Genomic DNA, 24,964 nt, shown 5'->3' on the forward strand with positions numbered 1-24,964 from the left:
CGCTCCAAGTCGGCCTCCTCCTCCCGAGCGTGGCCCCAGTCGCCAACTAGCGACGGGGTCCTGTTATCGGAAGTACCGAGCTGAGGTTTCGCCTCTCAACCGTGCATGTTCTCGGAAATCCGATGACCTGCGCAGATCGGCTCACCTTGGGGCTGGGGCCACGCTCGGGAGGAGGACGCCGATACGCACCGTCGCTCGCGGGAGTTTGGAACCGCGACGGCACGGGAGGGTGGCCACTGTGCCGTGCCGTCGCGGGCTTATGACGCCGTAACGCTGCTTATGGGGTGGTGAAAATATGGGTGGCACGTAGCCGGTGAGCCAGCTCGATTTGCGCGCTCAGTGCCGATGCGAGCGCTTCGGGGGATAGCCGGGTGATGACGTACTCCATGTTGGCGTCGTTCTCCCTCTCCGAGAGCGACGCCCGCCGGATGGCCGTCCAAGTACCCGGGACCTCATCGTGGTTGATGCGGTAGCCGGGGAAGGTCTGCTCCAGGGCAGCGAGTTGCTTCTGCGCGGTCATGCGGCCCCCTGGCGGTGCTGTGTGGCCCACAGCTCCATGTCTGTTTGCGCCATCTTGTTCCACAGTTCGACGCCGCTGCGGCCGTCCACGATACGGCAGCGCACAGGGTCGCTGCATTCCCACGCTTCGAGCCGTCGCCGGCAACGGTTCCAACGGACCATCCAGGTGGGCGCGTACGTCTGGACCTGCGCAGCGACCAGCGCCGCGGTGGTGTCTGCTGCGTCGCGGTGGGGCATGTCGGCGGCTCCTTTCCTACCGGTGGGTGTGGCCCCGGAACGACTCAGCGCGCCTCCAGGCGATCGAGCTGGGGCGTTCCGGGGCCACTGGGAGCGGCAAGCCCTGTGGTGACCCCGCGGGCTGGGTATGGGGCGGGGCCACCTGGGGGCGTTCAGGGCTTGCCGAGGTCATCGGGGTGTCGCGTCGCGCTTCCGGAGGGCGTCATCGAGGAAGGCATCAGCAAGGAGAGGTCCGCCAAGGATCGTGGTGTGCACGGGTTGGTCTCGTAGCTGGCGGTAATGCTCGGCGAGCCGGGCCGCGGCGTTGTCCGGCTCGCGTGCCCATGTCCACAGTGGTTTCCCGCGTCGGCGTTCCGTACCGGGGATGATCCACCTGATGCGTCGCTCGTTGGTGCGGACGAGCAGGCCGAGCCAGACGGAGACCAGGGCCTCGCCATCTGCTGAGCGGTAGGGCTGTATGTCGGCGGGGACGCCGTGATGAGACAGCGCTGCGGTGAGGCGCAGAGCCATCCATTCAGCTGAGCTCTGGGCCTGCGCTCCTGTCGTTACTTGGAGTGAGAGGACCACAGAGCGACCGTAAAGTGTCTGCAACAGCACGTCACTGGCACTTTCTACGAGCCATTTCCGAAAGTGCCAGTGACGGTTATGTGTGCGTCAGTACGGCAGCCGGATAGCGTCCGCCAAGTCGCGCACCTCGGGGGTGAGGGAACGGCGTCGCTCGATGACCGCCGTGAGAATGTCACGGGCGTACCGCTGCGTCAGAATCCATTCGGGGGCGCGCTGGCGCACGTCCTGCAGCACCTGGATGCCTTCACTGAGTCATTGTCAGCAACCGGCGTTCACGCTGGGTGACAGCTGCTTGTGAGCTTGCTCCCGGTGGAAGAGGACGAGCGCCGCGGCGACGATACCGCCGATCTTCCAAGGGCACTTGCTGACGTTCCGCAGTGCCTTGAACCGCATCTTGAGCTGGGCGTTCGCTCGTTCGGCGAGGGCTCGGAGCGCACCGTGGACCTTGTTGTACTGGATCTGATCGTCGGTGAGTGTGCCACCCCGAGACCTCTTGTACGGCAGGCGAAACCCCATACCCGCATCGACGTAGCCGAGGTCGGCCAACGTGATCAGCCCGTCCTCGGCGGCCTTGGCCAGCGGGTCGAGGAGGCCGTGCAGGCGGGCACAGGTGAGATCGTGTTCACGGCCGGGCCGTACCTCAGAAGTCCACAGCGGGTCGCCGCCGGGGCTGGACAGGACCTGAATGTTGCCGCCGTGCTGCTTGTGTTTTCCACTCCACCACAGGTCGGCGCCGTTCGGGCCCAGGGCGCGGCAGCGGTCGGTTTCGATCAGCGTGCCATCCAGATGCAGGTGGGTGTAGCCGGCGGCCTTCGCCGCCGTGAGCGCCTCCTGTAGCGTCGGCGCCTGGGCCTTCAATACGGTGACCCCTTCTTCGACGTACCGATCACAGGTCGCGTGCGAGATGGCGTTATCGGCGGCCGGCCGGGCGATCCGAGCGCCGTCCACCAGCCAGCGGATGATCAGAACGGCCTGCTTGAACTCGCCCAGCGCCCGAGTGCCCGCGCGGGTGCGGCGCCGTACCCGCTCGGCGCGCAACAGCCCGGCCAGAAACAGCACAACCTCGCGCGGCATGTCCAACTCGGCTGTGTAGGTGATACTGGAGGTCACGTGAAGCCCTTGTGTGCGGTGCGGTGGATCCTTCGACAAGACCCACCCCTACCAGGGGCTTCACGCTTTTCTCTACTTGATCACTCCCACGCCCGCCGTGATCGGCTACACACGGTCATCGACCGTTGCTGACAGCGTCTCAGTGTTCTACCGCGTCCCCCGGATGGGTGTTGAGCGCCTGGCTGATGATGGCGGCCCGTTCGGGTTCGACATCACCACCGCGCTGGCCGTCGATGACCTGATCACTCTGTATGGCTGTGACGCGGTCGTTGAGACCGGCTGTCACCTCGGCGACACCACGCACTACCTGGCCCGCCGCTACCCCAGCCTGCCGGTCTACTCCTGCGACCTCGACCCTGCGTACGCGGCCTTCACTCGACACCGCGTTGCCGGGCACCGCAACGCGCGTGTCGAGCATGTGGATTCGCCCGCGCTGGTGGCGGCCGCCGCGGGTATCCATGAGCGGCCGTTGTTCTTCCTGGACGCCCATTGGGGCCCGGACTGGCCGCTGGCACGCGAGCTCGCCGCCGTCGCCGCTGGCGTTGTGGTCATTCACGACTTCGACATCGGTCACCCGCGGTTCGCCTTCGATGTCTACGGCGACCTGGTGTGCGGGCCGGCCATGTTGGCCGCGATGTCCCGGCCGCCGGAGGTGTACTTCACCCCGGACCCGGCGGCGGACTGGCCGTTGCCGTGCCTGCAGACGCGGCGTCGCGCCGGCGTCGGCATCCTCACGGTCGGTCTCGACACCGCGCCGCTGCAGAAGCATCCCCACCTGACCACCCGATACCTGGAGAGGGCAGTGACGCCATGAGTACGGCACTCGCGGACCCGATGACGGAGCTGGGCGGCATGCCGTTCCTGGATGACTCCTTCGCTCCCGGGCGGCTCCTGGCGCTCGTCCTGGCGTTGCGCCACCACGAAGCAGCCCAGCGCGGCTTGAGCGCTGACAGCGCGGCCGGGCCGCGGGCGTGGCTGAACCCCGGACGGGCGATCCTGCTGAACCCGGACCGGCCGCCCGTGCAGGAGACAGAGCTGACGGCCGCCCAGCAGGAAGACGTCGTCGCGGTCCTGGACGCGCTGCCCCGCGCGGTTCCTGCGTGGGCGCCGCTGCTGCAGTTGCCCGTCCGGTACCTGCTACACCCGCCGACCGGCGCCTATTCGGCGTCGATCCGGGCGTGGCCGCAGCACATCTTCCTCGCTGAGCGGGCTTTCACCGCGCCCGACCAGATCCGCTCACAGGTGCTGCATGAGATGTGCCATCAATGGATGAACCTCATCCAGGAGGCATGGCCGCTGCAGACCCGCGAGGACCGCGACCTGACGATGCCGTCCGGGACGACCGGCCGGTCCCTGGCCGAGGTCCTGGGCGGCGTGCACGTCGCCATGGCGTTGATCCGCCTCTACCGGGCCCGGGGCGGCGAGCGGGACCGCATCGAGGATCTGAGCCGCTACCGCTCCGGCTGCCTACAGATCATCGAGGAACGCAGCGCAGACCTGACCGACGCGGGGCGCAGCCTCGCCGCACGTTTGAAGGAGGATGCGTGACGACGGCAACCCACCCCCGGCCGACCGTCAGCCCCATCTGGCCTGTCCCCATCTACCAGGCGGACTTCCCCGAAGCCGCCGCCTACAACGTGGCCTTGGCCGAGCTGATTCTCCTCCAGCAGGCCGCCCAGGAGCAGCCGGTGATCCTGCCGGGCGGGCTGGACGCCCGCAAGTCCAGCGAGGACATCCTGACGTGGGAGCACCCGGCGGTCACGTGGCTGCGGGGCCACATCATGGGCGCGGTCACTGCGATGGCCACCGACATGCTCGGCGACGCCGCGCAGCACATCACGGCCAGGCCTATCGCTGAAGGGTGGGCTGTGACCTACGCCGAAGGTGCGAGCCTGCTGCCGCACACCCACCACTCGACGTCGATCGCCGGCGTCTACTACATCGATCCCGGCACCACCGACAGCGGACAGGATCCCGGGTTCCTGCAACTGCTCGACCCGCGTCCTGGAGCGGTCGCCCGTGACTCCTCCTCGGGCGTCATCCGTATCCAGCCCGTCGCGGGCCGGATGGTCGCCTTCCCCGGTTGGCTGAACCACCAGGTCCGGGCGACCGCTTCCAAAGAGCGGCTGCGGATCTGCGTCGCGTTCAACGTCAGCTTCACCGCGCCGGGAGGAATGGCATGACCGAGACGGTGAGCAGGCACTGGCCGACCAATCTGGTGCTCGACGAGGTCGACCTGCGCGGGATCGTGCACGACGACCTTCCCGCCCTGCTGAGCGGCGCCGCTGCGGGCGGCGACACGTTCGAGGTCATCGAGGCCAAGCGGGTGCTGGCCGACGAAGCCGCTCTCCAGGCGCACCTGGCGGCGTCGATGGAGGCGCTGGCTGACGCGGACGGCCGCCCCCGGCCGGGCGGGCTCCGCCTGGAGGTCCAGATATGGCGGGGAGGCTACGACCTGCCCGCGACTGCCTCGCCTGCGGATTACGTGGCCTGGTGTGTCCTGGCCGCCACCTCATCCATCCATCAGCAGTCCGGAGCGGTCGCCGTGGCCGACCCGCGGGCCGGCTGCGCGCTCGTACCGATGCCCGGCCTCCCGTGGGGCCGTGCGGCGATGATCGCCGCACGGCCCGGCGCGCACCTGGCCGTCCCTGGCTGGCTGACCCATTTCGTCATCCCTGTAGAGATGGCCCAGGCCGTGATCGTCGCGGTCGCCATCTCCACTTGAAATATCCATCCCCGATGAAAGGAACACCGTCATGTCCCAGTTGATCGGGCCGCTGAGCCTGCGCATGGACACCGCCCCTGGAACCGGCCTCGGCCTCGATGAGAGCGCCGTCGACCGCTACATGGAGCTGGCCGGCAAGGGCCTCATCGTCCCGCCCGGATGCAACTCTCCGGCGGTTCAGGACGACTTCGCCCTGGACCCGTCCCGGAGCGTCGAGCTGTAACCGGTAGGCAGTGATCCGGCCTCGGCGCCTCTTCCCCACGGGAGGTGCCGGGGCCGGCGTCATGTCACAGTTCGCCGCGCCGCCAGGCGGTGATCTCTTCCTCCAAGGTGGCCTCGTCCAGCGTCGCCACCCGGACGTTCTTGGCCCATTCGGTCAGTAGTGCCAAAAACGCCGCGTCGTTGTCGGCGTCGACGCTGCCGTGCACGTGAAACCACGTGATCAGGGGGGCCGCGTGCGGGGCGTCGGCGTCACAGTCGGCGCACAACACGACCGTGACCCAGCCGCGTACGTCGGCGCCGCTGGCGTTGGTCCATCCGTGGGAGACCAGCGCCGACAAGATGCCGTCTTTCCCGCAGCGGGGGCACGGGGGTGGCTCTGGGACGGAGTGGAGCTCAACGAGGTCAACACCGGTCACAGGCTGATCGATTCTGGGCCGATGAGGGCTTTCACGTCGGCGGAGAAGGATGATTCGGCGCTGACGGAGAAGTCGGGCAATGCCACGATCACGGTTTTCCCGGTGCGCCTGCGCAGGTTGATCCGCACCGGCACCTTGCCCTGGTGGGTTTTGAGGACGTTGCGGAGTTCCTCGACCAGCATCGACGTGACGCGTTCCTCCCGCAGGGTGATCGTGACGGGATGCCCGGAGTCACTGGTGACACCGGAGACGTCGATCGGCGTCAGGTCGTTGGCGAAGATAGAGATGGCGCCGTCGCGGCTGCTGACCATTCCGCTGACCGACACGACGGCGTCTTCGCGCAGCTCCGGCGCGTACAGCTCGTAGTTCTTAGGAAAGAACAGGCACTCGACGGCACTGTCCATGTCCTCGACGACGATGATGGCCCAGACTTTCCCGGCCTTGTTGACCCTCTTGTCGACCTTGGTGATAAGCCCGCACACCTTGGCATCGGTGCGGTCTTGGCCGTTTTCGAGAAGGTCGACGATCGTGGTGCTCCGGTTGCGTGCCAGGAGCCGTTCGGTGCCGGCCAGCGGATGGTCGGACACGTACAGGCCGAGCATTTCCCGCTCGAAGGCGAGCCGAGTCTTTTTGTCCCATTCCCCTTCGGGGATCGAGATGGCGAAGGTCTCGTCAAGGCCACTTTCGTCGTCGCCGAACAGCGAGTCCTGGCCGTGGGCTTCTGAGCGTTTGATCGGGATGATGCTGTCGACGGCCTGCTCGTGGATCAGCATCAGCGCTTTGCGCTGGTGGCCGAGCGAGTCGAACGATCCTGCCTTGATCAGCGACTCGATGAGCCGCTTGTTGCAGACCTGCAGGGGGACCTTCGTCAGGAAGTCATTGAAGTCGGTGAACGGCGCGTTTTCCTTGCGGGCAGCGATGACGGCCTCCACCCGGTCCGCACCGACGTTACGGACCGCGCCGAGACCGAACCGGATCGCGTCGTCGCCGACGGGGGCGAAGTGCAGGGAGGATTCGTTGACGTCGGGCGGCAGCACCTGAATGCCCATCTTGCGGCACTCGGCGAGGTAGACGGCGGCCTTGTCCTTGTCGTCGCCTACGGAGGTGAGAAGCGCCGACATGTAGTCCGCCGGGTAGTTCGTCTTCAGGTAGGCGGTCCAGTACGCCACCAGGCCGTATCCGGCGGTGTGGGACTTGTTGAACGCATAACCGGAGAACGGCAGCATCACGTCCCACAAGGCTTTGATGGCCTCGTCGGAGTAGCCGTTGTCCTTCATGCCCTTCTCGAAGAACTCGTACTGCTTGTCCAGCTCCGACTTCTTCTTCTTGCCCATCGCCCGGCGCAGCAGGTCAGCGCCGCCGAGGCTGTAGCCGGCCAGTTCCCGGCCGATGGCCATGACCTGCTCCTGGTAGACCAGCAGGTGGAAGGTGTCGCCGAGGATCGGGTCGAGAGCGTCTTTGAGCTCCGGGTGGATCGGGGTGATCTCTTGGCGGTTGTTCTTGCGGTCGGCGTAGTTGATGTGGGCGTTGGCGGCCATGGGGCCGGGCCGATACAGCGCCAGCACCGCGGCGATGTCCTCGAATCGGGTGGGCGCCATCAGCCGCAGCAGGGAACGCATGGGGCCGCCGTCGAGCTGGAACACGCCCAGGGTGTCGCCGCGGGCCATCAGCTCATAGGTCTTGGCGTCGTCCAGGGGGATGTTCTCGGTGGAGATCTCCACCCCGCGGTGTTCCCGGATGATCTGGATGGCGTGATCGATGATGCCCAGGTTCCGCAGACCCAGGAAGTCCATCTTGATCAGGCCCATGTCCTCGCATTGAGGATAGGAGAACCCGGTGATGATGACGCCGTCTTTGTCGCGGCGGTGCAGCGGGATCAGGTCCAGCAGGGGAGCAGAAGACAGGATGACCGCGGCGGCGTGGACGCCCGTGCCGCGGATCAGTCCTTCGATGCCCATGCCGGTGTCGATGACTTTTTTGACATCCGGGTCGGTGTCATACATCGACCGGATCTCGGTGGCTTCGGAGTAGCGGGGGTGGTTTTCGTCGAAGAGACCTTCAAGGGGGACGCCCTTGCCCATCACGTCCGGCGGCATGGCCTTGGTGATTCGCTCACCCATCTGGAAGGGGTAGCCGAGGATGCGGGAGGAGTCCTTGACGGCGGCCTTGGCCTTGATCGTGCCGAACGTGTTGACCTGCGCGGTGTAGGCCTCGCCGTATTTGTCGGTGACGTAGCGGACCATCTGGTCGCGCCGGCGGTCGTCGAAGTCGAGGTCAACGTCGGGCGGGCTGATGCGCTCGGGGTTGAGGAACCGCTCGAACAGCAGGCCGTGCTCAAGGGGGTCCAGCTCGGTGATGCGGGTCAGGTAGGCGACGATGGAGCCCGTCGCGGAGCCACGCCCGGGGCCCACGGGGATGCCGTTGTCGCGGGCGTAGCGGCAGATGTCGGCGACCACGAGGAAGTAGGAGTCGAATCCCAGGGGGGAGATGACGCCGAGCTCGATCTCCAGCCGGTCGAGGACTTCCTGACTGGGGTTGTCGCCGTAGCGCTCTCGGAGGCCACGCTCACATTCCTTACGCAGCCACGATGCCTGCGTTTCGCCTTCGGGCACGTCGAACTGCGGCATCCGGTCGACGTAGGTGAAGACCTCGCTGTAGTCGCCCACCATCTCAGCGACCAGCAGCGTGTTGTCACAGGCTTCGGGCAGGTCGCGGAACAGTTCCCGCATCTCCGCCGCGGACTTGACGTAGTAGCCGGAGCCGTTGAACCGGAACCGGTTCGGGTCATCCTTGTTCTTGCCGACGCCGATGCACAGCAGGTTGTCGTGCGCGTCGGCATGCTCCTCGCGCACGTAGTGCGAGTCGTTGGTGGCCAGCAGCGGGATGCCCAGGTCTTTGGCGACTTGGAGAAGCCCGTCTCGGACCTGGCGCTCAATGTCGATGCCGTGGTCCATCAGCTCCAGGAAGTAGTTCTCCTTGCCGAAGATCTCCTGATAGGCCGCTGCGGCCTTGACGGCTTCGTCGTACTGGCCGAGCCGAAGCCGCGTCTGGACTTCCCCGGATGGGCATCCGGTGGTCGCGATGATCCCCTGGGCGTGCTCGGCGATGAGCTCCTGGTCCATGCGGGGCTTGCTGTAGTAGCCCTCGATCGATGCCCGGGAGGAGAGCCTGAACAGGTTACGCAGCCCCTGAGCGTCTTTGGCCCACATGGTCATGTGGGTGAACCGGCCACCGCCGGAGACGTCCTTGCTGCCTTCACCGTCGTCGCTGACAGCGCGCTGCCCGCCCGGCCCCCAGAAGATCGGTTTCTTCACGAACCGGGATGCGGGGGCAACGTACGCCTCAATCCCGATGATCGGCTTCACGGGGAACTTGGTGGCTACCTGCTGGAACTCGTAGGCGCCGAACATGTTGCCGTGGTCGCTCATCGCGACGGCGGGCATGCCGAGCCGTTCTGCTTCAGCGAACAGGCCCTCAACCTTCGCCGCACCATCGAGCATCGAATACTCAGTGTGCACGTGCAGATGCGCGAACGATTCGGTCACCTGTTCCCCTTTTCTACAGCCCGGCCGCCGGTTTCCGGCCCCCGAGCTTACGCCCTCCGGCCCGGCGTCTCATCAGCCTCACAGATGGGCAGGAGTCGCACAACGGCCCTTGGCACATTCACCAGAGTAAGCTTGCGAGAGAGGCGTTGTAACCTTCTGACCTGCATCTATGTTGCATCGCCCCTGCTGGGGCAGGGGGTTTGGCCGAGCGGGAACGGCCTTGGTTCGCACTGCGTCCTGAGGGCTTAAGACTGTGGGATGCATCTCTGGCAGGGCCTGCAGCGTGGGCATCCGTAGCGATCCCGACACGGCAGATGATCCCGAAGCAGCAGTCCCGGCTGAGCTAGTAGGGCTTGGTTAGGTGGGGACGGGCTGGGCATGTCTGGGTAACGCGCGGCGGCAGGTGGGGCAGATACCGGCCCAGCAGGCCAGAAGCAGCTGCAACTCGGCGATGACCCGGTAGGTGCTCAAGCCGCAGCCGGCGCTTTTGGGTTGAGCCTTTCAAGGGTGCAGAACGCGTGAGCGACCGAGACCAGGGTGACGTGATGATGCCAACCGCTCCACGTGCGACCCTCGAAGTGGTCCAGGCCCAGGCCGGTCTTCAGCTCACGGTAGTCGTGCTCGATGCGCCAGCGGATCTTCGCCAGACCCACCAGACGCCGCAATGGAACATCGGCCTCCAGCGTGGACAACCAGTACTTGACCGGCTCCGGCTCACCGGGCGGCCATTCGGCCAGCAGCCAGCACACCGGCAACTCCCCGCCCGCGTAAGCGCGGCGGATCCGCACGCCCGCCGGCCGTACCCGCAGCGCGGCAAAGCGCGAGCGCAACGGACCCTTGGACCCCATCCGCCACCGCACTGTGTGCAGCGCGCGCCGCCCGCCCTCCAGCACCAACTGCCGGGCGCTGATGCGCCGCTGCCGGTAGCGGGGCACCGGCCGCCGCCCGGTCCCCGCATACGGCGCGACGCTGCGGCAGGCCTCGGCCTCCAGCAGCGCGGTATCGGAACGCACCCCCACCACGTAGGGAATATCGCGCTCGGTCAGGCCCAGGCGAAAGGCCCCGTCTTGACCGTAGCCCTCATCGGCGACCACCAACGGCGGATCCAGCCCCCAACTCTCCAGCTCGTCGATCATGTCCAGAGCCAGCTGCCACTTGGGCACATGACCGACGTCGGCGGGGATTCGGCAGCGCTGCCGGCGTGCCGCCACCGCGGCCGGATCCTCCGTGCGCGGCGAGGCCGGATCCCACTGCTCGGGCACGAACAGCCGCCAGTTCACCGGGCAGGAGGCGGCGTCGGTGACCAGATGCACGCTCGGCGCGACCTGGCAGTTCGCGGTTTTGCCCAGCGCCCCGCAATACTGCGCGGCCACGCCCGGCGACTCCTGGCCGTCCTTGACAAAGGACACATCATCGACCACCCAGGCGGCCGGGTTGATCGCCGCGTCCATCCGCCAGGCCAGCTCGGCCAAAACCAGCTGATGCGCCCAGGGGGCATCGGTGCAGAACTGCTGCAGCCCTTGGCGGTCCACGCCCAGCCGGGCCGCCATCGGCTCCATCGATTTCCGCGCTCCGTCGGTCAGCAGGCCGCGCACATACCGCTCGCCCCACCGCCGCTGATCAGTACGGGCGAAACCGGAGAACATCTCAGCGGCAAACGTCTCCAGCCGCGCCCGCACGGCCTCGAGTTCTTGAGGGGTCATCTTCCCTCACCCCCAAACAGGTGACATACCGTCCCCTACCCGAGGTAACCAAGCCCTACTAGTCGGTGGTTTGTTAAGGCGGGGCGTAGAGGTTGAGGGATCGCCCCGCGGTGACGGCTGTGACCAGGGCCTGTAGTTCAGCGGGCGGGGGCCTGCTCGACCAGTTGCGCCACCAGCGTTGCAGCAGTGCGCAGGGGGTCAGCCAACCGCGGACGTGGCGGGCGGCGCGAGGCCAGCACAGTGGCACGGGTGGCACTGTGGCGGTGGGCCCCCCTCTCTCCGCCGTCGGTGTCGGCCGGGGCGGGCGGGAGGTGTGGTGGCGGGACCGGATCGGCGGGCCGGGCATGCCGGCAGAAGGTGAACGCGCAGGCCACCAGGGCCCAGTGGCGGCGGATCGCGGCATCGGAGCGGACCTGGAAATCGGCCCACCCGAGTTCGTCCTTGACCTGCTTGTAGCCCTGTTCGATCCACGTCCGCAGGCCGTAGAGGCGCACGATCTCGGCCAGGCCGGCGGCCGGATGCGGGCTCCAGGCCGCACGGACGCTCCCAGGGCGGGGCAGGTTGGTGGCCAGATACCAGGTCGCCTTGGCCGGCAGCGTCGCCGGGTCGGCGGTCGCGACGATCAGCCGGACCGCCTGGTGCGGGCCGTAGCCGCCCAAGACCGCGTCCGCGGCCCACCACACGGTGCTACGGCCATCGCGAAACCGCCGCACGACCTTGGTCCAGGCGCCCGGCGCTTGGGGACCTCCCCAGGCAAGCTCACGGGCGGCGTCGATCGGCGTGTGCGCCTCATCCACCGGAGCCCAGGAGCCCTGGTGCGGCTTGAGCGCGAGCACGAACGGCCAATCCAGCGGCCCACAGTTCAGCGGTGAAGGCCGCATTGTCGCCGTAGGCGCAGTCGGCCACCAGCGCCCGAAACGGCACGGCGGCGGCCTGAGCCCGACCTGCCAGAGCGGCCGCGAGCTGCGGCTTGGTGCGAAATGCCGGATCGCTGCGGCCGCGAGGCAGCCGAGCGGCGGGGGTGTAGGGCACCGCGTGCAGCGGGTGGTAGACCCGCTCGTCGGCCCAGAGTGTGGTCACTGCCACGATCCCGTTCTCGATCTTCCCGACCGAGCCCAGATACTGGTGGGCGGTGTGCGCGGTGGCGGTGCCGTCCTTGCGGTCCCCGGTGTCATCGACCACCGGCACCCCGCCCGCATGCGGCGCGGTCACCGGATCGGCCCGCAGCAGCTCAAGGCGCCGGGCGTTGACTTTCTCGTGATCCCACGGCGACTCCGACTCAGAAGAACTGCAGCCGCTGCACCGCCGCATTCTGGGCCCCGACCACCGGCTCCGCACCGGCCAGGGCCGTCAGCGTCTTGTTCCGGTCCCGCGGCAACAACAGCCCGGCCAGATATTCGCGGAACCCCCGGCGCTGCGCGAGCGAGCACCACAGATCATCGAACCGGGCCGCGTACTCCTCCAACGGACCCGGCGCCGGTGGACACGGACGCCGCGCGGTCACCACCACGACCACCCCCGAACAGCACCAACTACCCCTATCCACCGGCTTACCGCGACATCGACCCCACGTCAACAAACCACCGACTAGATGCCAGCGCCGACATGGTGGAGCTGGCCCGACGCAACGCAGAGGAGGCGGGCGCGGCCAACGTCGAGTTCCTGCACGGCACGATCGAGGCCATCCCGCTGCCCGGCCACGCGGTCGACGTGGTTATCTCCAACTGTGTGATCAACCTGTCCAGCGACAAGGCGACCGCACTCGCCGAGGCCTTCCGGGTGCTGCGGCCCGGCGGACGCCTCGGAGTCAGTGACGTCGTCACCGACGGCGCCATCGACCCGCAGCGCCGCGCCGCCGCCGAGCAGCGGGTGGGCTGCGTCGCAGGCTCTCTCACCGTCGACGAGTACCGCGACCTGCTGTGGAAGACCGGGTTCGTCGGCACCGCGATCACGCTGACCGCTGACCACGGTGACGGCGTGCACTCGGCCATTGTCCAGGCGGTCAAGCCCGCGATCTCAACCGGCCTGGTCATCAGGCCGATGCGCGAGAGCGACGCCGGGCAGGTGCTGGCCATCTACCAGGCGGGTCTCGACACCGGCCAGGCCAGCTTCGAGACGCTCGCGCCCAGCTGGGAGGGCTTCACCGCGGGCAAGCTGGCCCACCCACGCTACGTGGCCGCCGACACCGAGAGCGGGGAGGTCGTCGGCTGGATCGCCGCCTCGCCGGTCTCGGCCCGCCCGGTCTACGCCGGGGTGGTCGAGCACAGCGTGTATGTGCATCCTGGTTGCCAGGCGCACGGCATCGGCCGTGCCCTGCTCGCCGCGTTCATCGCCGCTTGCGAGGACGCGGGTGTGTGGACGATCCAGTCCGGGATCTTCCCGGAGAACGCCGCCAGCTTGTCTCTGCATCAGGCGCTCGGCTTCCGCCTGGTCGGCACCCGCGAGCGCATCGGCTGTCACCACGGTTTCTGGCGGGATGTGCTGATGCTGGAGCAGCGAAGTACAGCCGTCGGACGATGAACCCGGCCCGGTCAGGTCAAGGCTGACGTGCGGGAACATTCGGCGGCCGGTGGTGGTTGTGTCCTTCGTGGCCGGTGTGCCCAGTGTCCCCGGGCCTCATCTATCGCCTTCGCGGACTACCGTTCGGCTGGAGCCGCGTTGCGCCTTTCGCCGAGAGGCGACCTGCACACCGGTACGCACACGTTGAACCGAAGGCCCCGCCGACACGGGCGGGGCCTTCGGCGTGTCCGGTGATTTCTCCCACCCGGACCGGCCGCACGCGGCAGCGTGCAGGGCCGATGCTCCCCCGCCTGAGCCTGGGCGGATGTGCACAAAAGGCGACGGGCGGCCCATCGTGCTGTTCTTGTGCACCCACAACGCCGGCCGCTCCCAGATGGCCCTGGGATGGTTCCAGCACCTGGCCGGCGAGCACGCGACCGCCTGGTCCGGAGGCGCCGAGTTCACCGCCGAGATCAACCCCTCCGCCGTGGCCTCCATGGCCGAGGCCGGCATCGACATCTCCGCCGAGTTCCCCAAGCCGTGGACCGAGGAGGTGCGCCCGATCCGCGACGAGATCGAGCGGCGGGTGCGCGCCCTGCTGGCCGACCTCGACGTGTCTGCGGCCCCATGAGAGATCCCGCGTACCGAGCATGAATAGATATATGTCAATATAGATGAGAGTCGACTTCGATGGACTTCTATATGAGGAGGGGAGACCCGGTGGAGCCCCTGGAGCTTCTGGAGTGCAGCCCGCCGCTGACACGCGAGCCGCTGAACGCCGAACAGGCCGTCGCCGTGGCGCGGGTGTTCAAGGCTCTGGGCGACCCGGTGCGGCTGCGGATCCTGTCGATCGTGGCCAGCCACGCCGGCGGCGAGGTCTGCGTGTGCGACATCACCGGCGCCTTCGAGGTGTCCCAGCCGACGATCAGCCACCACCTCAAGGTCCTCAAGGAGGTCGGACTGCTGGTCTCCGAGCGACGTGCCTCCTGGGTCTACTACCGCCTGGCCCCGGAGGCGTTGTCGGAGCTGTCGGCCCTGCTGAACATCCCGGCCACGGTCTGACCCGCACTGAAGGAAGATCAAGGAAGATCCATGTCCTCAAGTACCCGTGCTCCCGCTGCCGCGGCAGAGGCGGGCGTGATCGGTAAGCTCTCCACGCTCGATCGGTTCCTGCCGGTCTGGATCGGCGTCGCCATGGCGGCCGGGCTGCTGCTGGGCCGCCTGGTGCCCGGCCTGGGCGCCGCTCTGGACGCGGTCCGTGTCGGCGACGTCTCGCTGCCGATCGCCCTGGGCCTGCTGCTGATGATGTATCCGGTGCTGGCCAAGGTCCGCTACGACCGGCTGGACACCGTCACCGGCGACCGGCGGCTACTGATCTCCTCGCTGGTGCTCAACTGGGTCATCGGCCCCGCGCTGATGTTCGCACTGGCCTGGCTGCTCCTGCCCGACCTGCCCGAATACCGCACCGGCCTCATCATCGTGGGTCTGGCCCGCTGCATCGCCATGGTGCTCATCTGGAACGATCTGGCCTGCGGCAGCCGCGAGGCCGCCGCGGTCCTGGTCGCCGTCAACTCGATCTTCCAGGTGATCGCCTTCGGCGCGCTGGGCTGGTTCTACCTGCAGGTCCTGCCCGGCTGGCTCGGCCTGTCGCAGGCGGCACTGGAGGTCTCGGCCTGGGACATCGCCCAGTACGTGCTGATCTTCCTCGGCATCCCCCTGCTGGCCGGTTACCTGTCGCGCAAGCTGGGCGAGCGATCCAAGGGGCGCGACTGGTACGAGAGCCGTTTCCTGCCCAAGATCGGCCCCGTGGCCTTGTACGGCCTGCTGTTCACCATCGTCATCCTGTTCGCCCTCCAAGGCGAGGTCATCACCTCCCAGCCCGGCGATGTCGCCCGGATCGCCTTGCCGCTGCTGGCCTACTTCTTCCTGATGTGGGGCGGCTCCTTCCTGGCCGGGCGCGCGATCGGCCTGCCGTACGACAAAACCACGACGCTGGCCTTCACCGCGGCCGGCAACAACTTCGAGCTCGCCATCGCAGTCGCCGTCGGCGTGTTCGGTGTCACCTCCGGTCAGGCGTTGGCCGGAGTGGTCGGCCCGCTCATCGAGGTACCCGTCCTGGTCGCCCTGGTCTACGTCAGCCTGTGGGGCCGGCGCCTGTTCACCACCACACCCAAGGGGTCGGTTCATGCCTGACAAGCCCAGCGTCCTGTTCGTCTGCGTGCATAACGCCGGACGCTCCCAGATGGCCGCCGGCTGGCTCACCCAGCTGGCCGGCGACCGGATCGAGGTCCGTTCGGCGGGTTCTGCCCCCGCCGAGACGATCAACCCGGTCGCCATCGAGGCCATGGCAGAGGTCGGCATCGACATCACCGCCGCCCAGCCCAAGATCCTCACCGCCAAGGCCGTTCAGGCCTCCGACGTGGTCATCACCATGGGCTGCGGGGATGCCTGCCCGATCTTCCCGGGCAAGCGGTATGAGGACTGGAAGCTGGACGATCCGGCCGGGCAAGGCATCGAGGCCGTACGGCCGATCCGCGATGAGATCCGCGACCGGATCGAGAAGCTGATCGCCGAACTCGACGCCCGATAACCCGGCCCCAACGCACGCCTACCTGGTCAAGACGGTGCGGGTCCGGACGGCGCCGATGCTCATGAGCGTTGCGCGTGCGCGTCCGCCAGCAGCCAGACAGTGGCGATGAGCAGACGCGCCGCGGCCACCAGGGTCTCCGGCTCGACGCGGTCGGGGGTTTCAGCAGGGGTCTGATAGCCGGGCATACCCATACCGACGCCGATCGCGGCCAAGCCGTGCGCGGCGTAGCGACGGTTGTCCGAGGCCATCGCGCCGGCCCGCAACGGCACCCCGGCACGGCGCCCGGCCTGATCCAAGGCGGCCAGCAGAGCGTGGGCCGGGTCATCGCCCACCCCGTCGAAGTGCGCGCTCAGCAGCGCCCGCGGCCCGCCCGTCGCCCCCTCTTCCAGCCTGTCCAGCTCGATCGGCAGGTGGCCGGCGGGGGCCAGCACCCAGCGGTCACCCAGATCCGCCGCACTCAGGCCTGCCAGCGGCGCCGAACGCGGGTCGGGCAGCTCAGCCGAGGCCAGGTGCTCGACGAACTCCCGCCGAGGCTCCAAACTCCGGGTTATCTCGCCGGCGCTCCACTGCGGCACCGGCGTGTGATACAGCTCACGCACGCTGGAGACACCGAACGGGTCGAGCTGCACGCCGGCGCCCAGCTCTCGCAGCTGCTCAGCGAGCCATGCGGCGGCGGCCTGGCCGCCAGGGGTGCCCACCCGCCGTCCCGTGTAGCCGTCGGCGGCCAGCTCCGCAACACAGGTGAGCATCCGCTGCGCGCTCACCTGTTGCAGGGCGGCCGCCAGGCCGGGGACCTCGATCGCCTCCGGCGGCACGAGCGGCCGAGCGGGTGGGGCGGGCGGGCGGGAGTTCATCCGCAGCACCCGGCGGAGGCGTCGGTACCAGCAGCGCTCGAAGCGGCCGCCGGAGCCGGCGCCTGCCCGCAGCACCCGTCCTCGGCCGCCTGGGTCGCCTTGGCTTCGCTCCCGCAGCACGACACTGCGGTGCCGGCGGAGGTGGCGGCGTCGGGTGCGGTGGAGGCGGGGCTCCCGCAGCATCCTCCGGCCACGGGCGGGGTGAAGGCGTCCTCCAGGTTTCCGATGAATCCACCGGTGATGTCGCTTGCCATCGTGTGCTTCTTTCGGGCCCTCCACTCAGGTCCGTGCGATGAGCCCCAAAGTAGCGAGAAAGACCAGGTCAAAGCCTCCCGGTGGAACCCGTGATCGGGATGCGAAGCCATAGCGCTCCGCAGTCGTCTGGGATACCGGTCTTCTTGCGAGGCCGATGAACAGCCACAATGCGGTCCGGGCCCTCCCTCGGATGATGGGAGCTGATCACTCACAGCTACTTTGCCCCTGGTGACGCCGACCCGAGTGGAGGGCCTAGAAGTGCAGACGCAGTACCAGCGGGCGGACCGCCGCCCAGCCGGACCGTCTGGACGAGGTGGGCGCATCGGGGGTGACCTGGGCGGGCTGGGCCTCAAGGTCGGATGTCATCGGAACGTTTCTCCGTTTCACAGGGATGTGCAAGCCGACAGGCACACATCACCAGGACAGGGATCAACCGAGAGCCGAAAGTCACGGCTGGGCCCGATCCCAGGCGACGGGCAGGGAGTCGACCCCGTAGACGATCGAGATCTTCCGGAAGGCGATCTCCTCGGCCGGTACGGCCAGGCGCAGGGTGGGGAAGCGGCGCAGCAGCGCCGGGAAGGCGATGCGCATCTCCATCTGGGCCAGCGGCGCGCCGATGCACCGGTGGATGCCGTACCCGAAGGCGAGATGGGAGGCCACCTCGCGGCCGGGGACGACGCTGTCGATATCCGGGCCGAGCGCGGGGTCGCGGTTGGCTCCGGTCAGCGAGCACAGCACCATCTCGCCCTTGGCGATCGGCTGTCCGGCCAGGACGAGGTCCTCGCGGGCGAAGCGGGGGAAGGCGACCTGTACGACCGTGAGGTAACGCAGCAGTTCCTCCACCACCTGGTCGACGTGGTCGTCGGTGTCGCGGACCAGGGCGAGCTGCTGGGGGTTCTGCAGGAGCCACAGGGTGCCCAGGGCGAGCATGCTCGTGCTGGTGTCGTGCCCTCCGGTGAGCATGCCGTCGGCGAGGCTGGCCAGCTCGCGGTCGCCGATCGTGTCTCCGTGCTCGCGCAGCAGCATGCCCAGCAGACCGTCACCTGGGTCTTTCCGTTCGCGGGTGACCAGCTCCGTCAGGTAGGTCATCGAGTCGTTGACCGCCTGGAGCGAGGCCTCGGGACCGGCGGAGAGGTCGAACCGGTCGGTGCTCAGGCGCAGGAAGTCGGCGCGGTCGGCGTAGGGCACACCCAGCAGCTCACAGATCACCAGAGAGGGGATGGGCAGCGCGAAGGACTGCACCAGATCGGCCGAAGAGCCTGATCTCTCCATCGCGTCGAGATGCTCGGCCACGATGGCCTCGATACGGGGTTCCAGCCTGCGCAGCCGCCGCATGGTGAACTCCGGGGTGAGCAGCTTGCGCAGCCTGGTGTGCTCGGGCGGGTCGCGGAAGCCGAGGCCGCCGGGGTCCTCCTGAGTGGACCCGGCGGCCGTCACGTTGCCGAAGTCGTTGCTGAACCTGTCGGCGTCGCCGAGCACGGAGCGCACGTCGTCGTAGCGGGTGAGCAGCCACATCGTGGATCCACCGGGCATGTGCAGTGGGCAGACAGGCTGCTCGGCGCGGATGCGGCCGAGCTCGGCCACCGGGTCCATCCCCTCGCGCATGAACTGCATGAGGGGAAATTCTGTTTCTGACATCGATTAGATCCTCATCGTCTTACAGTCGGGCATCGTGGCGCTGGAGAGGGCCTCGGGCCGGCAAGGAGCCGGACATCCGCGTCCGACGCTCTGGTTCCAGCGAAGGGTTGACGGAAGCCGGGTGCGATATCGCGGTGAAAGGGCTTGGACGCTGTCAGGCGAGGAGGGTCTCTCCGATCCAGCCGTCGGGCGAGCATCCCGGAGGGATGGCGAACACGGCCGAGCCGATGGGGGTCGTCCACTCGTTGAGCAGGTCGGCCTCGGCCAGTCTCTTCTGGATGGGGACGAACTGCCGGTTGACGTCGGCCTGGTAGGAGGCGAACAGCAGCCCGGAGTCGGCGTGCCCTTCGGGGGCGAGGCCCTCGTCGTAGTTGTAGACCCGGCGCAGGATCCGCATGCCCGGGTCGGTGACGTGGGCCCGGCGGATGTGGGCGTATTCGGAGATGACGGGGAATCCGACCGCGTTGAGCCTGTCGAAGTCCGGCTCGTCGTGCTCGGCCTGCCCGGTCAGGGGGGCGCCGGTGTCCAGGCGGCGGCCGATGGTGAACTCCTTGGCCACCCGGTCGGCGGCGTCCCAGGTCTCCAGCTTCAGGCGGATGCGCCGCAGCACCAGCGTGGTGCCGCCACGCAGCCACGGCGGGCCGTCGTCGATCCAGACGGCCCGGTCGAAGTCCGCCGACCCCGGCTGGGGGTTGACGGTCCCGTCGAGCTGGCCCATGAGGTTGCGCTGGGTGGTGGCGGGGGACTGGGTGTGCGGGCTGCGCCGGAACCCGCGCTGGGTCCAGCGGATCCTGGCGAAGGAGCGGGCGTCCTTGACGGTCATGCGCAGGGCGTGGGCGAGGGCGACGGGGTCGTCGGCGCAGATCTGCAGCAGCAGGTCCGCACCGGTCCACCGCTTCTCCAGCTTGTCGATCACGAAGCCGGGCAGGGGCGCTATCGATTCGGGCCGCCGATCCTCCACACCGGCCGCGGCGAACAGGCCGGGGCCGAAGCCGAAGGTGACGGTCAGCCGGGCCGGGAGCGCAGCCAGCTCCGGCTCGGTGTCGGCCAGCGCGGGCCGGCCCTGGGTCAGGCGACGGGCGTCGTCGGTGAGCAGGCCCATCATCCGGACGACGGCCTCACGGCCGGTGCCCGGCAGCAGGTCCAGGCCGACGAAGACCGCGTGGGCCTGCGGGGCCGTGGCGATCCCGGCCTGATGGACGCCGTGGAAGGGTTCCACCGCCGAGCCGCCGGCGACGGGCGGAGCCGCTTTGGACGTGGTCGTGGATATGGCCTGCTGAGGGGCATATGCCACGAGGGCGCCGGCCGCCGCGGCGGCGCCCCCCGTGAGCAAGCCCCGCCGTGTCAGTCGAGGTTGCCGCATCAGCCGTGGTCCTTGCCCATGTCCATGCCGGGCTGGTAGTCCTCCTTGCCGCCGGCGAAGTCCTTGCCGACCGCGGTGAACTCCAGGGTCTCCCCATCCTTGAGGGTGAGGGTGAAGGGGATCTGCGCGCCGGGCTTCACCTCTTCGGTGACGCCCATCAGCATGAGGTGGTCACCACCGGGCTGGAGCTGGTGCGTGCCGCGCGCGGGAATCACGAACCCGCCCTCCTTGGGCCGCATGACCATCTTGCCCTTGGAGTCGACCACCTCGTGCAACTCGACCTCCGGTGACAGCGGTGAGGCACCGGAGACGACGGTCACGTCGCCGTCGGTGTTGTTGACCAGGGTGCCGAAGGCGGCGCTCATCCCCTTCTTGGTGGTCTTCACCCACGGGTCGGTGATCGCCAGGGGCGGGGCCGCGACGGGTGTCGTGGAGCTCGCGGCGGCGACCGGTGCCGCGGTGCTCTGAGAGCCGCACCCGCTGAGCGCCATCACGGTGGCGATCAGGATTCCGGCAGGGGCGATACGGCGAGGAGACACGTTGATGCCTTTCTTCTGGCTGTGCCGGCGGGCCGCGGCTTAATGCCGCCTCGATGTGGCCATGCCGGACAGACAGCCGGGATTGTCACGCTGATTCGGTCCGCCGAGCCGCCGGATGGCGGCATCGGCGCAGGCCCGCGCATGCGGGCTCGGGAACGAAGTAATGCCTCCGAGTGACCTTGGGCGGTCAGCTGGAGGTGGCGGTGACAAGCCGGGGAGGACCACGCCTGCTCACGGCGTGGCGCAGCACGGCAGAGCGGAGAACTTCCGGCTCGATCGTGCTTGGCATGAAAAACGAGGTGTATGCCGGAGTCGCGTGCACGATGAGCACACGGCACAGTCGTGCGTCGAGCCGCCGCAGCAGCGTCCACAGTGCCGCCTCGCCACGCGCCAGCCACAGTGAGGTCAGTCCCACGGCCCAGCCGTGCATGACCAGCATGCCCAGACCTGGCACCAGCCCGGAGTGAACGTGCCCGATGGCCTCGGCAGGGGACGCGGCGTGCGCGAGAGAGAACAGCACGTGCAGTCCGGCCTGCAAGCTTGCCAGCAGTGCCAAGATCGCCATCAGTGTGCGTTCGCGCCCCGACATGGCGAAAGCCGCGACGAACGCGAGCGCCAGAGCACCGGCCGTGCTCGGTGCGGAGACTGAACCTCCGGCGAAAACGTGTGCCATCACGCTCAAGCCCAAGCAGACCACGGCGAAAACGGTGGCGCGGGCGAGACGGAAGGGCAAAGTCGCGGACATCGTGCGGCAATCATCCCATGCCGCCGCAACGGTCGTGATCCGAGGGGTGGGGAGACGGTGAATCGATCAGTCACACGTCACGGCCCTGAGGTAATTGGTCAAGATCGATGCCGTCATCGCGACCGGATATTCCGCGACCGGCGTGGCTCTGTCTCTGGTCAGCCGCGACCGCTACGGCACCGAGGTGGTGCTGGCCGCGGCGACCAGCGCCTACATCGTAGGTGCGCTGATCGGTGCTTTGGTCATGACGCGCTGGCGTCCTCACGCCCAGGGCTGGGCCGCCCTCGCTGGACTGGCCTGCTACGGCTGCGCGCCTCTCAGCTTGGCGTTCCCGGTTCACCCGTCCGTGGTGGTGGCCGCCTATGTCGTCGCCGGCCTGGGGATCGAACTGTTCAACGTGCCCTGGTTCACCGCCACGCAACGCGAGGTCGAACCCGCTCTGCTGGCCCGTGTCTCCTCGCTCGACGTGTGCCAGAGGTCGGCGACCTTCCAGAAGTTCATGTCGGGGTGGTCCGGCAGCGGGGTGGAGAAGCCGAAGCCGGGCAGGGAGGGGACGATGGCGTTGATCGCAGCCTCGGCCTGGCGCCAGTCGTATTGGTTGAGCCAGTAGTCGGCGAGTTCCTGGAGGTAGCTGCGGCTGACGCCGTAGTACCAGTCGTGGTTGCCCGCGTCGTCGGGCCACCTCGTGAGCCGCAGCCGCGCCTTGAGGTCGTCCAGCACGGCGTCGGGGACGTGAATGGGCACGGGTTCCAGCTGGAAGTGCTCTGTGGCTGCCATGGGGGTTCCTTCCGAGGGAGGAGAAACGGCTGCGCCGCGGATCAGCGCTCGACGTCCATGAGCGCAGCCATCCGTGCCAGCGCGGGCAGGGCTGCGCCGATGGCGTGTCGTTCCTCGGGGGTCAGGGCTTCGGCCAGCTGCGAGAACTGGCGGACGCGGTCGCGCTGTCGGGTCTGGACGATCTGCGCACCGGCTGGGGTCACCTGGACGAGCACCGCGCGGCGGTCTTCAAGGTCCGGGCGGCGTTCCACCAGTCCGTCGCGTTCCAGCCGGCTGATGAGCTGGGTGATGGCGGGCTGGGTGATCTGCTCGGTCACTTTCAGCGCGGTCAACCGCATGGGACCTCTGTGGGCCAGCGTGTGCAGGACCGACAGCGTGGTGAAGCTGTGCTTCTCGGTTGCGGGGAGCCGGATGGACCTCCGGGTGAACTCCCCCAGCACGGTGGCTAAATCGCTGGGGTCGAGATCCTGCCGGCTCTGTGGTGCCATGACTCCAATATATCACCAATTTATTTAAATTACTTATGTAATCTACGCCTGCCGGACACCAGGGGACGGTCACGATGGTCTCGCCGGGGATGGGCGACGCCGGTGTCTCACCTGGTGCGGCTCACGCGATGTCCCGCCGCAGTGGAGCCGCGACGGCGATCGCGGACGCGATCAGGGCGTAGCCGAGGAGTACGGCGCCGCCGATCGGCGCGGGGAGGAGGGTGGTGGCCGATGCGCCGGTCTGGTCGGCGACGGCGTCGGCCAGATAGGTGAACCCGGTCAGCGCGGCAGTGGCGCCGCCAGGCAGGAAGGGGTAGATCGCTCTGACCCCGGGGATGAACATCAGCGCGGTCTCGATCATGTAGAAGTAGGCGCCGACGGCCACGAGCGCGGCGATCTGGTTGCGCAGGAGGGCGCCCACCGCCATGCCCAGCAGGGTGTAGACGGCCATGGTCAGCGCGATGCGGCCCAGCAAGGCCAGAACGGTGCTCGCGGGCAGGCCGAGGGTGACACCCTTGAGGGCCGCCACCGAGAAGAGGGCGCCTGCCGCGACCGCCGCGGCGAGCAGGCCGTAGGCGAGCCCGCCGCCGCCGTAGGTAACCAGCTTGGCGACCAGCGAGGTCCAGCGTCTGGGAGCGAACAGCGCCGTGGTGGTGGCGGTCCGGTGCCGGTATTCCGAGGCCACGCCGGCGGTGCCGAGTACGGCGGGGACGAACGTGGTGAATCCGAGCAGGCCCAGCAGCATCCGGGTGCCCTGCGCGGTATCCAGTCCCGGGAGCGGAGGGGTGAAGTTCTCCGGGCCCACAAGCGCGAGCAGACCGGTGAAGACTCCGCTGCCGAGCGCGGCCAGCAGACCCCAGAGCCACAGCCTGGTGGTGGTCAGGCGCGTCCACTCCGCCGAGATGAGCGCCGTCATCGTCGTCCTCCGGTCAGGTGCAGGAACGCCTGCTCGAGAGTCGGGCGTTCGATGGTGATCTCGTGCAGCGGGATGTCGCGGGCCGCCGCCGCGGCGGCCACCTCGGCCGTGGTCATGTCGTGGATGCGCAGGACACCCGGTTGCAGGATCTCCGCGGAAACCGTGAGGCAGGCCTTGAGCTGGTCCGCCCGCGGCGAACGGACCAGCACGGCGGCCTTGCCGTACAGCTCGGTGACCTTCGCGGTGGCGACCAGGTGGCCGTCGCGGATCACCACGACACGGTCGGCCATCTGCTCGATCTCGCCGAGCACATGGCTGGAGACCAGGACGGTGCGCCCTTCGACGGCCAGCTCGCGCAGGAATCGCCGCAGCCAGGCGATGCCCTCGGGGTCGAGGCCGTTGCTCGGCTCGTCCAGCAGCAGAACCCGCGGGTCGCCGAGCAGCGCGGTGGCCAGGTTGAGACGCTGCCGCATTCCGGTGGACAGGGTGCGTGTCTTCCGCCCCGCGAACGCGGACACCCCGGTCAGGTCGGCGACCTGCGTGACACGCGCCCTGCCGTGCCGGCCCATGCGGGCATAGACCCGCAGGTGGTCCAGGGCGGTGTGGTCGGGGTGGAAGCCCGAGCCGTCCAGTACGGCGCCGACGGTCGCGGTCGGATTGGGCAGGTCGGCGTAGCGCTTGCCGCCGATGGTGGCGGTGCCGGAGGTGGGCGCGACCAGCCCCAGCACCATCCGCATGGTGGTGGTCTTGCCGGCGCCGTTCGGGCCGAGGAAACCGGTCACCGTGCCGGGGGCGACGTCGAAGCTGAGGTCGGTGACGGCGGCCACCGGCCCGAAGGTCTTGGTCAGGCCGCGCACCGCGATGCCCCATGCGCCTTCGCTCATCACAGCGCCGCCGCCAGGTTGCGCTGGATCTCCCGGGCGTCCTGGACGCTGATGATCAGCTCGTCGTAGCCCGACGCCCTGCCCTTCAGCACGATCCGCAGGCCCGTGACGTCGCGGCGGGCGGCGACCAGCTGCCGGACGCCGCCCAGGGACCTCCACGTACCGACCTTGATGAAGCCGCTGACGAGCAGGCCGAAGTGCGTTCCCTTGACCGCCGCGAGCGGCCGGTCCAGGCAGTGCACCTCGCCGATGGCCGCCAGCGGCACGCTCACCGCACCGGTCCTGGTGAACAGCCGTGCCCACGAGTCGAAGAGCACGGTCACCATCCCGTCGTGAATCCTTACTCGGATCATGATCGCCTTTCTGTTTCAT

Annotated in this window: 32 protein-coding genes and 1 pseudogene; 11 read left to right on the forward strand and 22 right to left on the reverse strand. The window is 68.4% G+C overall.

The features are described from left to right. Window positions 1-277: 277 nt before the first annotated feature. From FHR32_RS30440 to FHR32_RS30460, 5 genes are all read right to left on the reverse strand, one after another. Window positions 278-520 carry a hypothetical protein gene (locus FHR32_RS30440; protein WP_184757993.1) on the reverse strand — a complete coding sequence of 81 codons (243 nt, stop codon included), beginning with the start codon at window positions 518-520 and terminating at the stop codon, window positions 278-280. Continuing rightward, window positions 517-756 carry a hypothetical protein gene (locus FHR32_RS30445; protein ID WP_184757994.1) on the reverse strand — a complete coding sequence of 80 codons (240 nt, stop codon included), beginning with the start codon at window positions 754-756 and terminating at the stop codon, window positions 517-519. The genes FHR32_RS30440 and FHR32_RS30445 overlap by 4 nt, the downstream gene beginning before the upstream one ends. A 168-nt stretch (window positions 757-924) precedes the next feature. Continuing rightward, the gene (locus FHR32_RS30450; RefSeq protein ID WP_184757995.1) at window positions 925-1,266 is read right to left on the reverse strand and encodes a hypothetical protein; all 342 of its coding nucleotides are present in this window, start codon (window positions 1,264-1,266) and stop codon (window positions 925-927) included. A 144-nt stretch (window positions 1,267-1,410) separates the two neighbouring features. After that, window positions 1,411-1,557: a hypothetical protein gene (locus FHR32_RS30455; protein ID WP_184757996.1), complete on the reverse strand. Its 147-nt coding sequence runs from the start codon at window positions 1,555-1,557 to the stop codon at window positions 1,411-1,413. A 24-nt stretch (window positions 1,558-1,581) separates the two neighbouring features. Further along, window positions 1,582-2,397 (reverse strand): HARBI1 family protein, encoded by an 816-nt coding sequence (locus FHR32_RS30460; RefSeq protein WP_184757841.1) that lies wholly within the window; start codon window positions 2,395-2,397, stop codon window positions 1,582-1,584. Between the two features lie 199 nt (window positions 2,398-2,596). Here FHR32_RS30460 and FHR32_RS30465 point away from each other — a divergent pair, with 199 nt between their 5' ends. From FHR32_RS30465 to FHR32_RS30485, 5 genes are read left to right on the forward strand one after another with little or no spacing between them, the layout of a single operon-like run. Then, window positions 2,597-3,247, forward strand: coding sequence for a class I SAM-dependent methyltransferase (locus FHR32_RS30465; RefSeq protein WP_184757997.1), 651 nt, complete (start codon window positions 2,597-2,599; stop codon window positions 3,245-3,247). Beyond that, window positions 3,244-3,981 carry an aKG-HExxH-type peptide beta-hydroxylase gene (locus tag FHR32_RS30470; RefSeq protein ID WP_184757998.1) on the forward strand — a complete coding sequence of 246 codons (738 nt, stop codon included), beginning with the start codon at window positions 3,244-3,246 and terminating at the stop codon, window positions 3,979-3,981. The genes FHR32_RS30465 and FHR32_RS30470 overlap by 4 nt, the downstream gene beginning before the upstream one ends. Continuing rightward, complete coding sequence (locus tag FHR32_RS30475) at window positions 3,978-4,616, forward strand: TIGR02466 family protein (protein ID WP_184757999.1); 639 nt, start codon at window positions 3,978-3,980, stop codon at window positions 4,614-4,616. Before FHR32_RS30470 ends, FHR32_RS30475 begins: the two co-directional genes overlap by 4 nt. After that, window positions 4,613-5,158 (forward strand): hypothetical protein, encoded by a 546-nt coding sequence (locus FHR32_RS30480; RefSeq protein ID WP_184758000.1) that lies wholly within the window; start codon window positions 4,613-4,615, stop codon window positions 5,156-5,158. The genes FHR32_RS30475 and FHR32_RS30480 overlap by 4 nt, the downstream gene beginning before the upstream one ends. Before the next feature lie 31 nt (window positions 5,159-5,189). Continuing rightward, window positions 5,190-5,381 carry a hypothetical protein gene (locus FHR32_RS30485; protein WP_184758001.1) on the forward strand — a complete coding sequence of 64 codons (192 nt, stop codon included), beginning with the start codon at window positions 5,190-5,192 and terminating at the stop codon, window positions 5,379-5,381. A 64-nt stretch (window positions 5,382-5,445) separates the two neighbouring features. Here FHR32_RS30485 and FHR32_RS30490 read toward each other — a convergent pair whose 3' ends face one another. From FHR32_RS30490 to FHR32_RS46835, 6 genes are all read right to left on the reverse strand, one after another. Then, window positions 5,446-5,796: a DUF6300 family protein gene (locus tag FHR32_RS30490; protein ID WP_221466463.1), complete on the reverse strand. Its 351-nt coding sequence runs from the start codon at window positions 5,794-5,796 to the stop codon at window positions 5,446-5,448. After that, window positions 5,793-9,341, reverse strand: coding sequence for a DNA polymerase III subunit alpha (dnaE, locus tag FHR32_RS30495; RefSeq protein ID WP_184758003.1), 3,549 nt, complete (start codon window positions 9,339-9,341; stop codon window positions 5,793-5,795). The genes FHR32_RS30490 and dnaE overlap by 4 nt, the downstream gene beginning before the upstream one ends. Window positions 9,342-9,808: 467 nt before the next feature. After that, window positions 9,809-11,044 carry an IS701 family transposase gene (locus FHR32_RS30500; protein ID WP_184758004.1) on the reverse strand — a complete coding sequence of 412 codons (1,236 nt, stop codon included), beginning with the start codon at window positions 11,042-11,044 and terminating at the stop codon, window positions 9,809-9,811. 137 nt (window positions 11,045-11,181) lie between these two features. Continuing rightward, window positions 11,182-11,880, reverse strand: coding sequence for a hypothetical protein (locus FHR32_RS43210; protein WP_221466464.1), 699 nt, complete (start codon window positions 11,878-11,880; stop codon window positions 11,182-11,184). Further along, the gene (locus tag FHR32_RS43215) at window positions 11,834-12,355 is read right to left on the reverse strand and encodes a transposase (RefSeq protein ID WP_221466465.1); all 522 of its coding nucleotides are present in this window, start codon (window positions 12,353-12,355) and stop codon (window positions 11,834-11,836) included. Before FHR32_RS43215 ends, FHR32_RS43210 begins: the two co-directional genes overlap by 47 nt. Then, on the reverse strand, window positions 12,324-12,590 hold the full coding sequence (locus tag FHR32_RS46835; protein ID WP_221465275.1) for a hypothetical protein: 267 nt from the start codon (window positions 12,588-12,590) through the stop codon (window positions 12,324-12,326). The genes FHR32_RS43215 and FHR32_RS46835 overlap by 32 nt, the downstream gene beginning before the upstream one ends. On the opposite strand from FHR32_RS46835, the gene FHR32_RS43225 reads away from it, so the two are divergent. From FHR32_RS43225 to FHR32_RS30535, 5 genes are all read left to right on the forward strand, one after another. Continuing rightward, entirely contained in the window at window positions 12,524-13,564 is a 1,041-nt protein-coding gene (locus FHR32_RS43225; protein WP_312882772.1) for a GNAT family N-acetyltransferase, read from the forward strand. The two genes, FHR32_RS46835 and FHR32_RS43225, sit on opposite strands and share 67 nt — an antisense overlap. Window positions 13,565-13,868: 304 nt before the next feature. Then, on the forward strand, window positions 13,869-14,174 hold the full coding sequence (locus FHR32_RS30520) for an arsenate reductase/protein-tyrosine-phosphatase family protein (RefSeq protein ID WP_184758005.1): 306 nt from the start codon (window positions 13,869-13,871) through the stop codon (window positions 14,172-14,174). 59 nt (window positions 14,175-14,233) lie between these two features. Next, complete coding sequence (locus FHR32_RS30525) at window positions 14,234-14,605, forward strand: ArsR/SmtB family transcription factor (protein WP_246467979.1); 372 nt, start codon at window positions 14,234-14,236, stop codon at window positions 14,603-14,605. Between the two features lie 30 nt (window positions 14,606-14,635). Next, window positions 14,636-15,736, forward strand: a complete 1,101-nt coding sequence (gene arsB / locus FHR32_RS30530) for an ACR3 family arsenite efflux transporter (RefSeq protein WP_221466467.1) — start codon at window positions 14,636-14,638, stop codon at window positions 15,734-15,736. Continuing rightward, window positions 15,729-16,133: an arsenate reductase ArsC gene (locus FHR32_RS30535; RefSeq protein ID WP_184758006.1), complete on the forward strand. Its 405-nt coding sequence runs from the start codon at window positions 15,729-15,731 to the stop codon at window positions 16,131-16,133. The genes arsB and FHR32_RS30535 overlap by 8 nt, the downstream gene beginning before the upstream one ends. Before the next feature lie 59 nt (window positions 16,134-16,192). On the opposite strand, the gene FHR32_RS30540 is transcribed toward FHR32_RS30535, so the two are convergent. The 6 genes from FHR32_RS30540 to FHR32_RS30565 all read right to left on the reverse strand — a co-directional run bounded on the left by FHR32_RS30540 (window position 16,193) and on the right by FHR32_RS30565 (window position 21,455). Beyond that, a complete protein-coding gene (locus tag FHR32_RS30540) occupies window positions 16,193-16,987 on the reverse strand; it encodes a zinc-binding metallopeptidase family protein (protein WP_246467989.1) in 795 nt (264 codons plus the stop codon). Beyond that, on the reverse strand, window positions 16,984-17,241 hold the full coding sequence (locus FHR32_RS44915; RefSeq protein ID WP_184758008.1) for a hypothetical protein: 258 nt from the start codon (window positions 17,239-17,241) through the stop codon (window positions 16,984-16,986). The genes FHR32_RS30540 and FHR32_RS44915 overlap by 4 nt, the downstream gene beginning before the upstream one ends. A gap of 448 nt (window positions 17,242-17,689) precedes the next feature. Further along, a complete protein-coding gene (locus tag FHR32_RS30550) occupies window positions 17,690-18,880 on the reverse strand; it encodes a cytochrome P450 (RefSeq protein WP_184758009.1) in 1,191 nt (396 codons plus the stop codon). 154 nt (window positions 18,881-19,034) lie between these two features. Further along, the gene (locus tag FHR32_RS30555; RefSeq protein ID WP_184758010.1) at window positions 19,035-20,243 is read right to left on the reverse strand and encodes a Dyp-type peroxidase; all 1,209 of its coding nucleotides are present in this window, start codon (window positions 20,241-20,243) and stop codon (window positions 19,035-19,037) included. Further along, a complete protein-coding gene (locus FHR32_RS30560; RefSeq protein WP_312882773.1) occupies window positions 20,243-20,782 on the reverse strand; it encodes a copper chaperone PCu(A)C domain-containing protein in 540 nt (179 codons plus the stop codon). The genes FHR32_RS30555 and FHR32_RS30560 overlap by 1 nt, the downstream gene beginning before the upstream one ends. Before the next feature lie 187 nt (window positions 20,783-20,969). Beyond that, complete coding sequence (locus FHR32_RS30565) at window positions 20,970-21,455, reverse strand: MFS transporter (RefSeq protein WP_184758011.1); 486 nt, start codon at window positions 21,453-21,455, stop codon at window positions 20,970-20,972. Between the two features lie 175 nt (window positions 21,456-21,630). On the opposite strand from FHR32_RS30565, the pseudogene FHR32_RS44920 reads away from it, so the two are divergent. Next, window positions 21,631-21,993, forward strand: a pseudogene (locus tag FHR32_RS44920) (MFS transporter); the annotation flags it as partial. On the opposite strand, the gene FHR32_RS30570 reads toward FHR32_RS44920, so the two are convergent. The 5 genes from FHR32_RS30570 to FHR32_RS30590 form a co-directional block, all read right to left on the reverse strand. Then, window positions 21,888-22,304 carry an epoxide hydrolase N-terminal domain-containing protein gene (locus FHR32_RS30570; protein ID WP_184758012.1) on the reverse strand — a complete coding sequence of 139 codons (417 nt, stop codon included), beginning with the start codon at window positions 22,302-22,304 and terminating at the stop codon, window positions 21,888-21,890. The pseudogene FHR32_RS44920 and the gene FHR32_RS30570 sit on opposite strands and share 106 nt — an antisense overlap. Window positions 22,305-22,345: 41 nt before the next feature. Then, window positions 22,346-22,792: a MarR family winged helix-turn-helix transcriptional regulator gene (locus tag FHR32_RS30575; RefSeq protein WP_184758013.1), complete on the reverse strand. Its 447-nt coding sequence runs from the start codon at window positions 22,790-22,792 to the stop codon at window positions 22,346-22,348. A 121-nt stretch (window positions 22,793-22,913) separates the two neighbouring features. Continuing rightward, window positions 22,914-23,708: an ABC transporter permease gene (locus FHR32_RS30580; protein WP_184758014.1), complete on the reverse strand. Its 795-nt coding sequence runs from the start codon at window positions 23,706-23,708 to the stop codon at window positions 22,914-22,916. Beyond that, window positions 23,705-24,592 carry an ABC transporter ATP-binding protein gene (locus FHR32_RS30585; protein WP_184758015.1) on the reverse strand — a complete coding sequence of 296 codons (888 nt, stop codon included), beginning with the start codon at window positions 24,590-24,592 and terminating at the stop codon, window positions 23,705-23,707. The genes FHR32_RS30580 and FHR32_RS30585 overlap by 4 nt, the downstream gene beginning before the upstream one ends. Next, on the reverse strand, window positions 24,592-24,945 hold the full coding sequence (locus FHR32_RS30590) for a hypothetical protein (RefSeq protein WP_184758016.1): 354 nt from the start codon (window positions 24,943-24,945) through the stop codon (window positions 24,592-24,594). Before FHR32_RS30590 ends, FHR32_RS30585 begins: the two co-directional genes overlap by 1 nt. Window positions 24,946-24,964 lie beyond the last annotated feature (19 nt).

This window comes from Streptosporangium album (assembly GCF_014203795.1).
Lineage (GTDB): Bacteria > Actinomycetota > Actinomycetes > Streptosporangiales > Streptosporangiaceae > Streptosporangium > Streptosporangium album.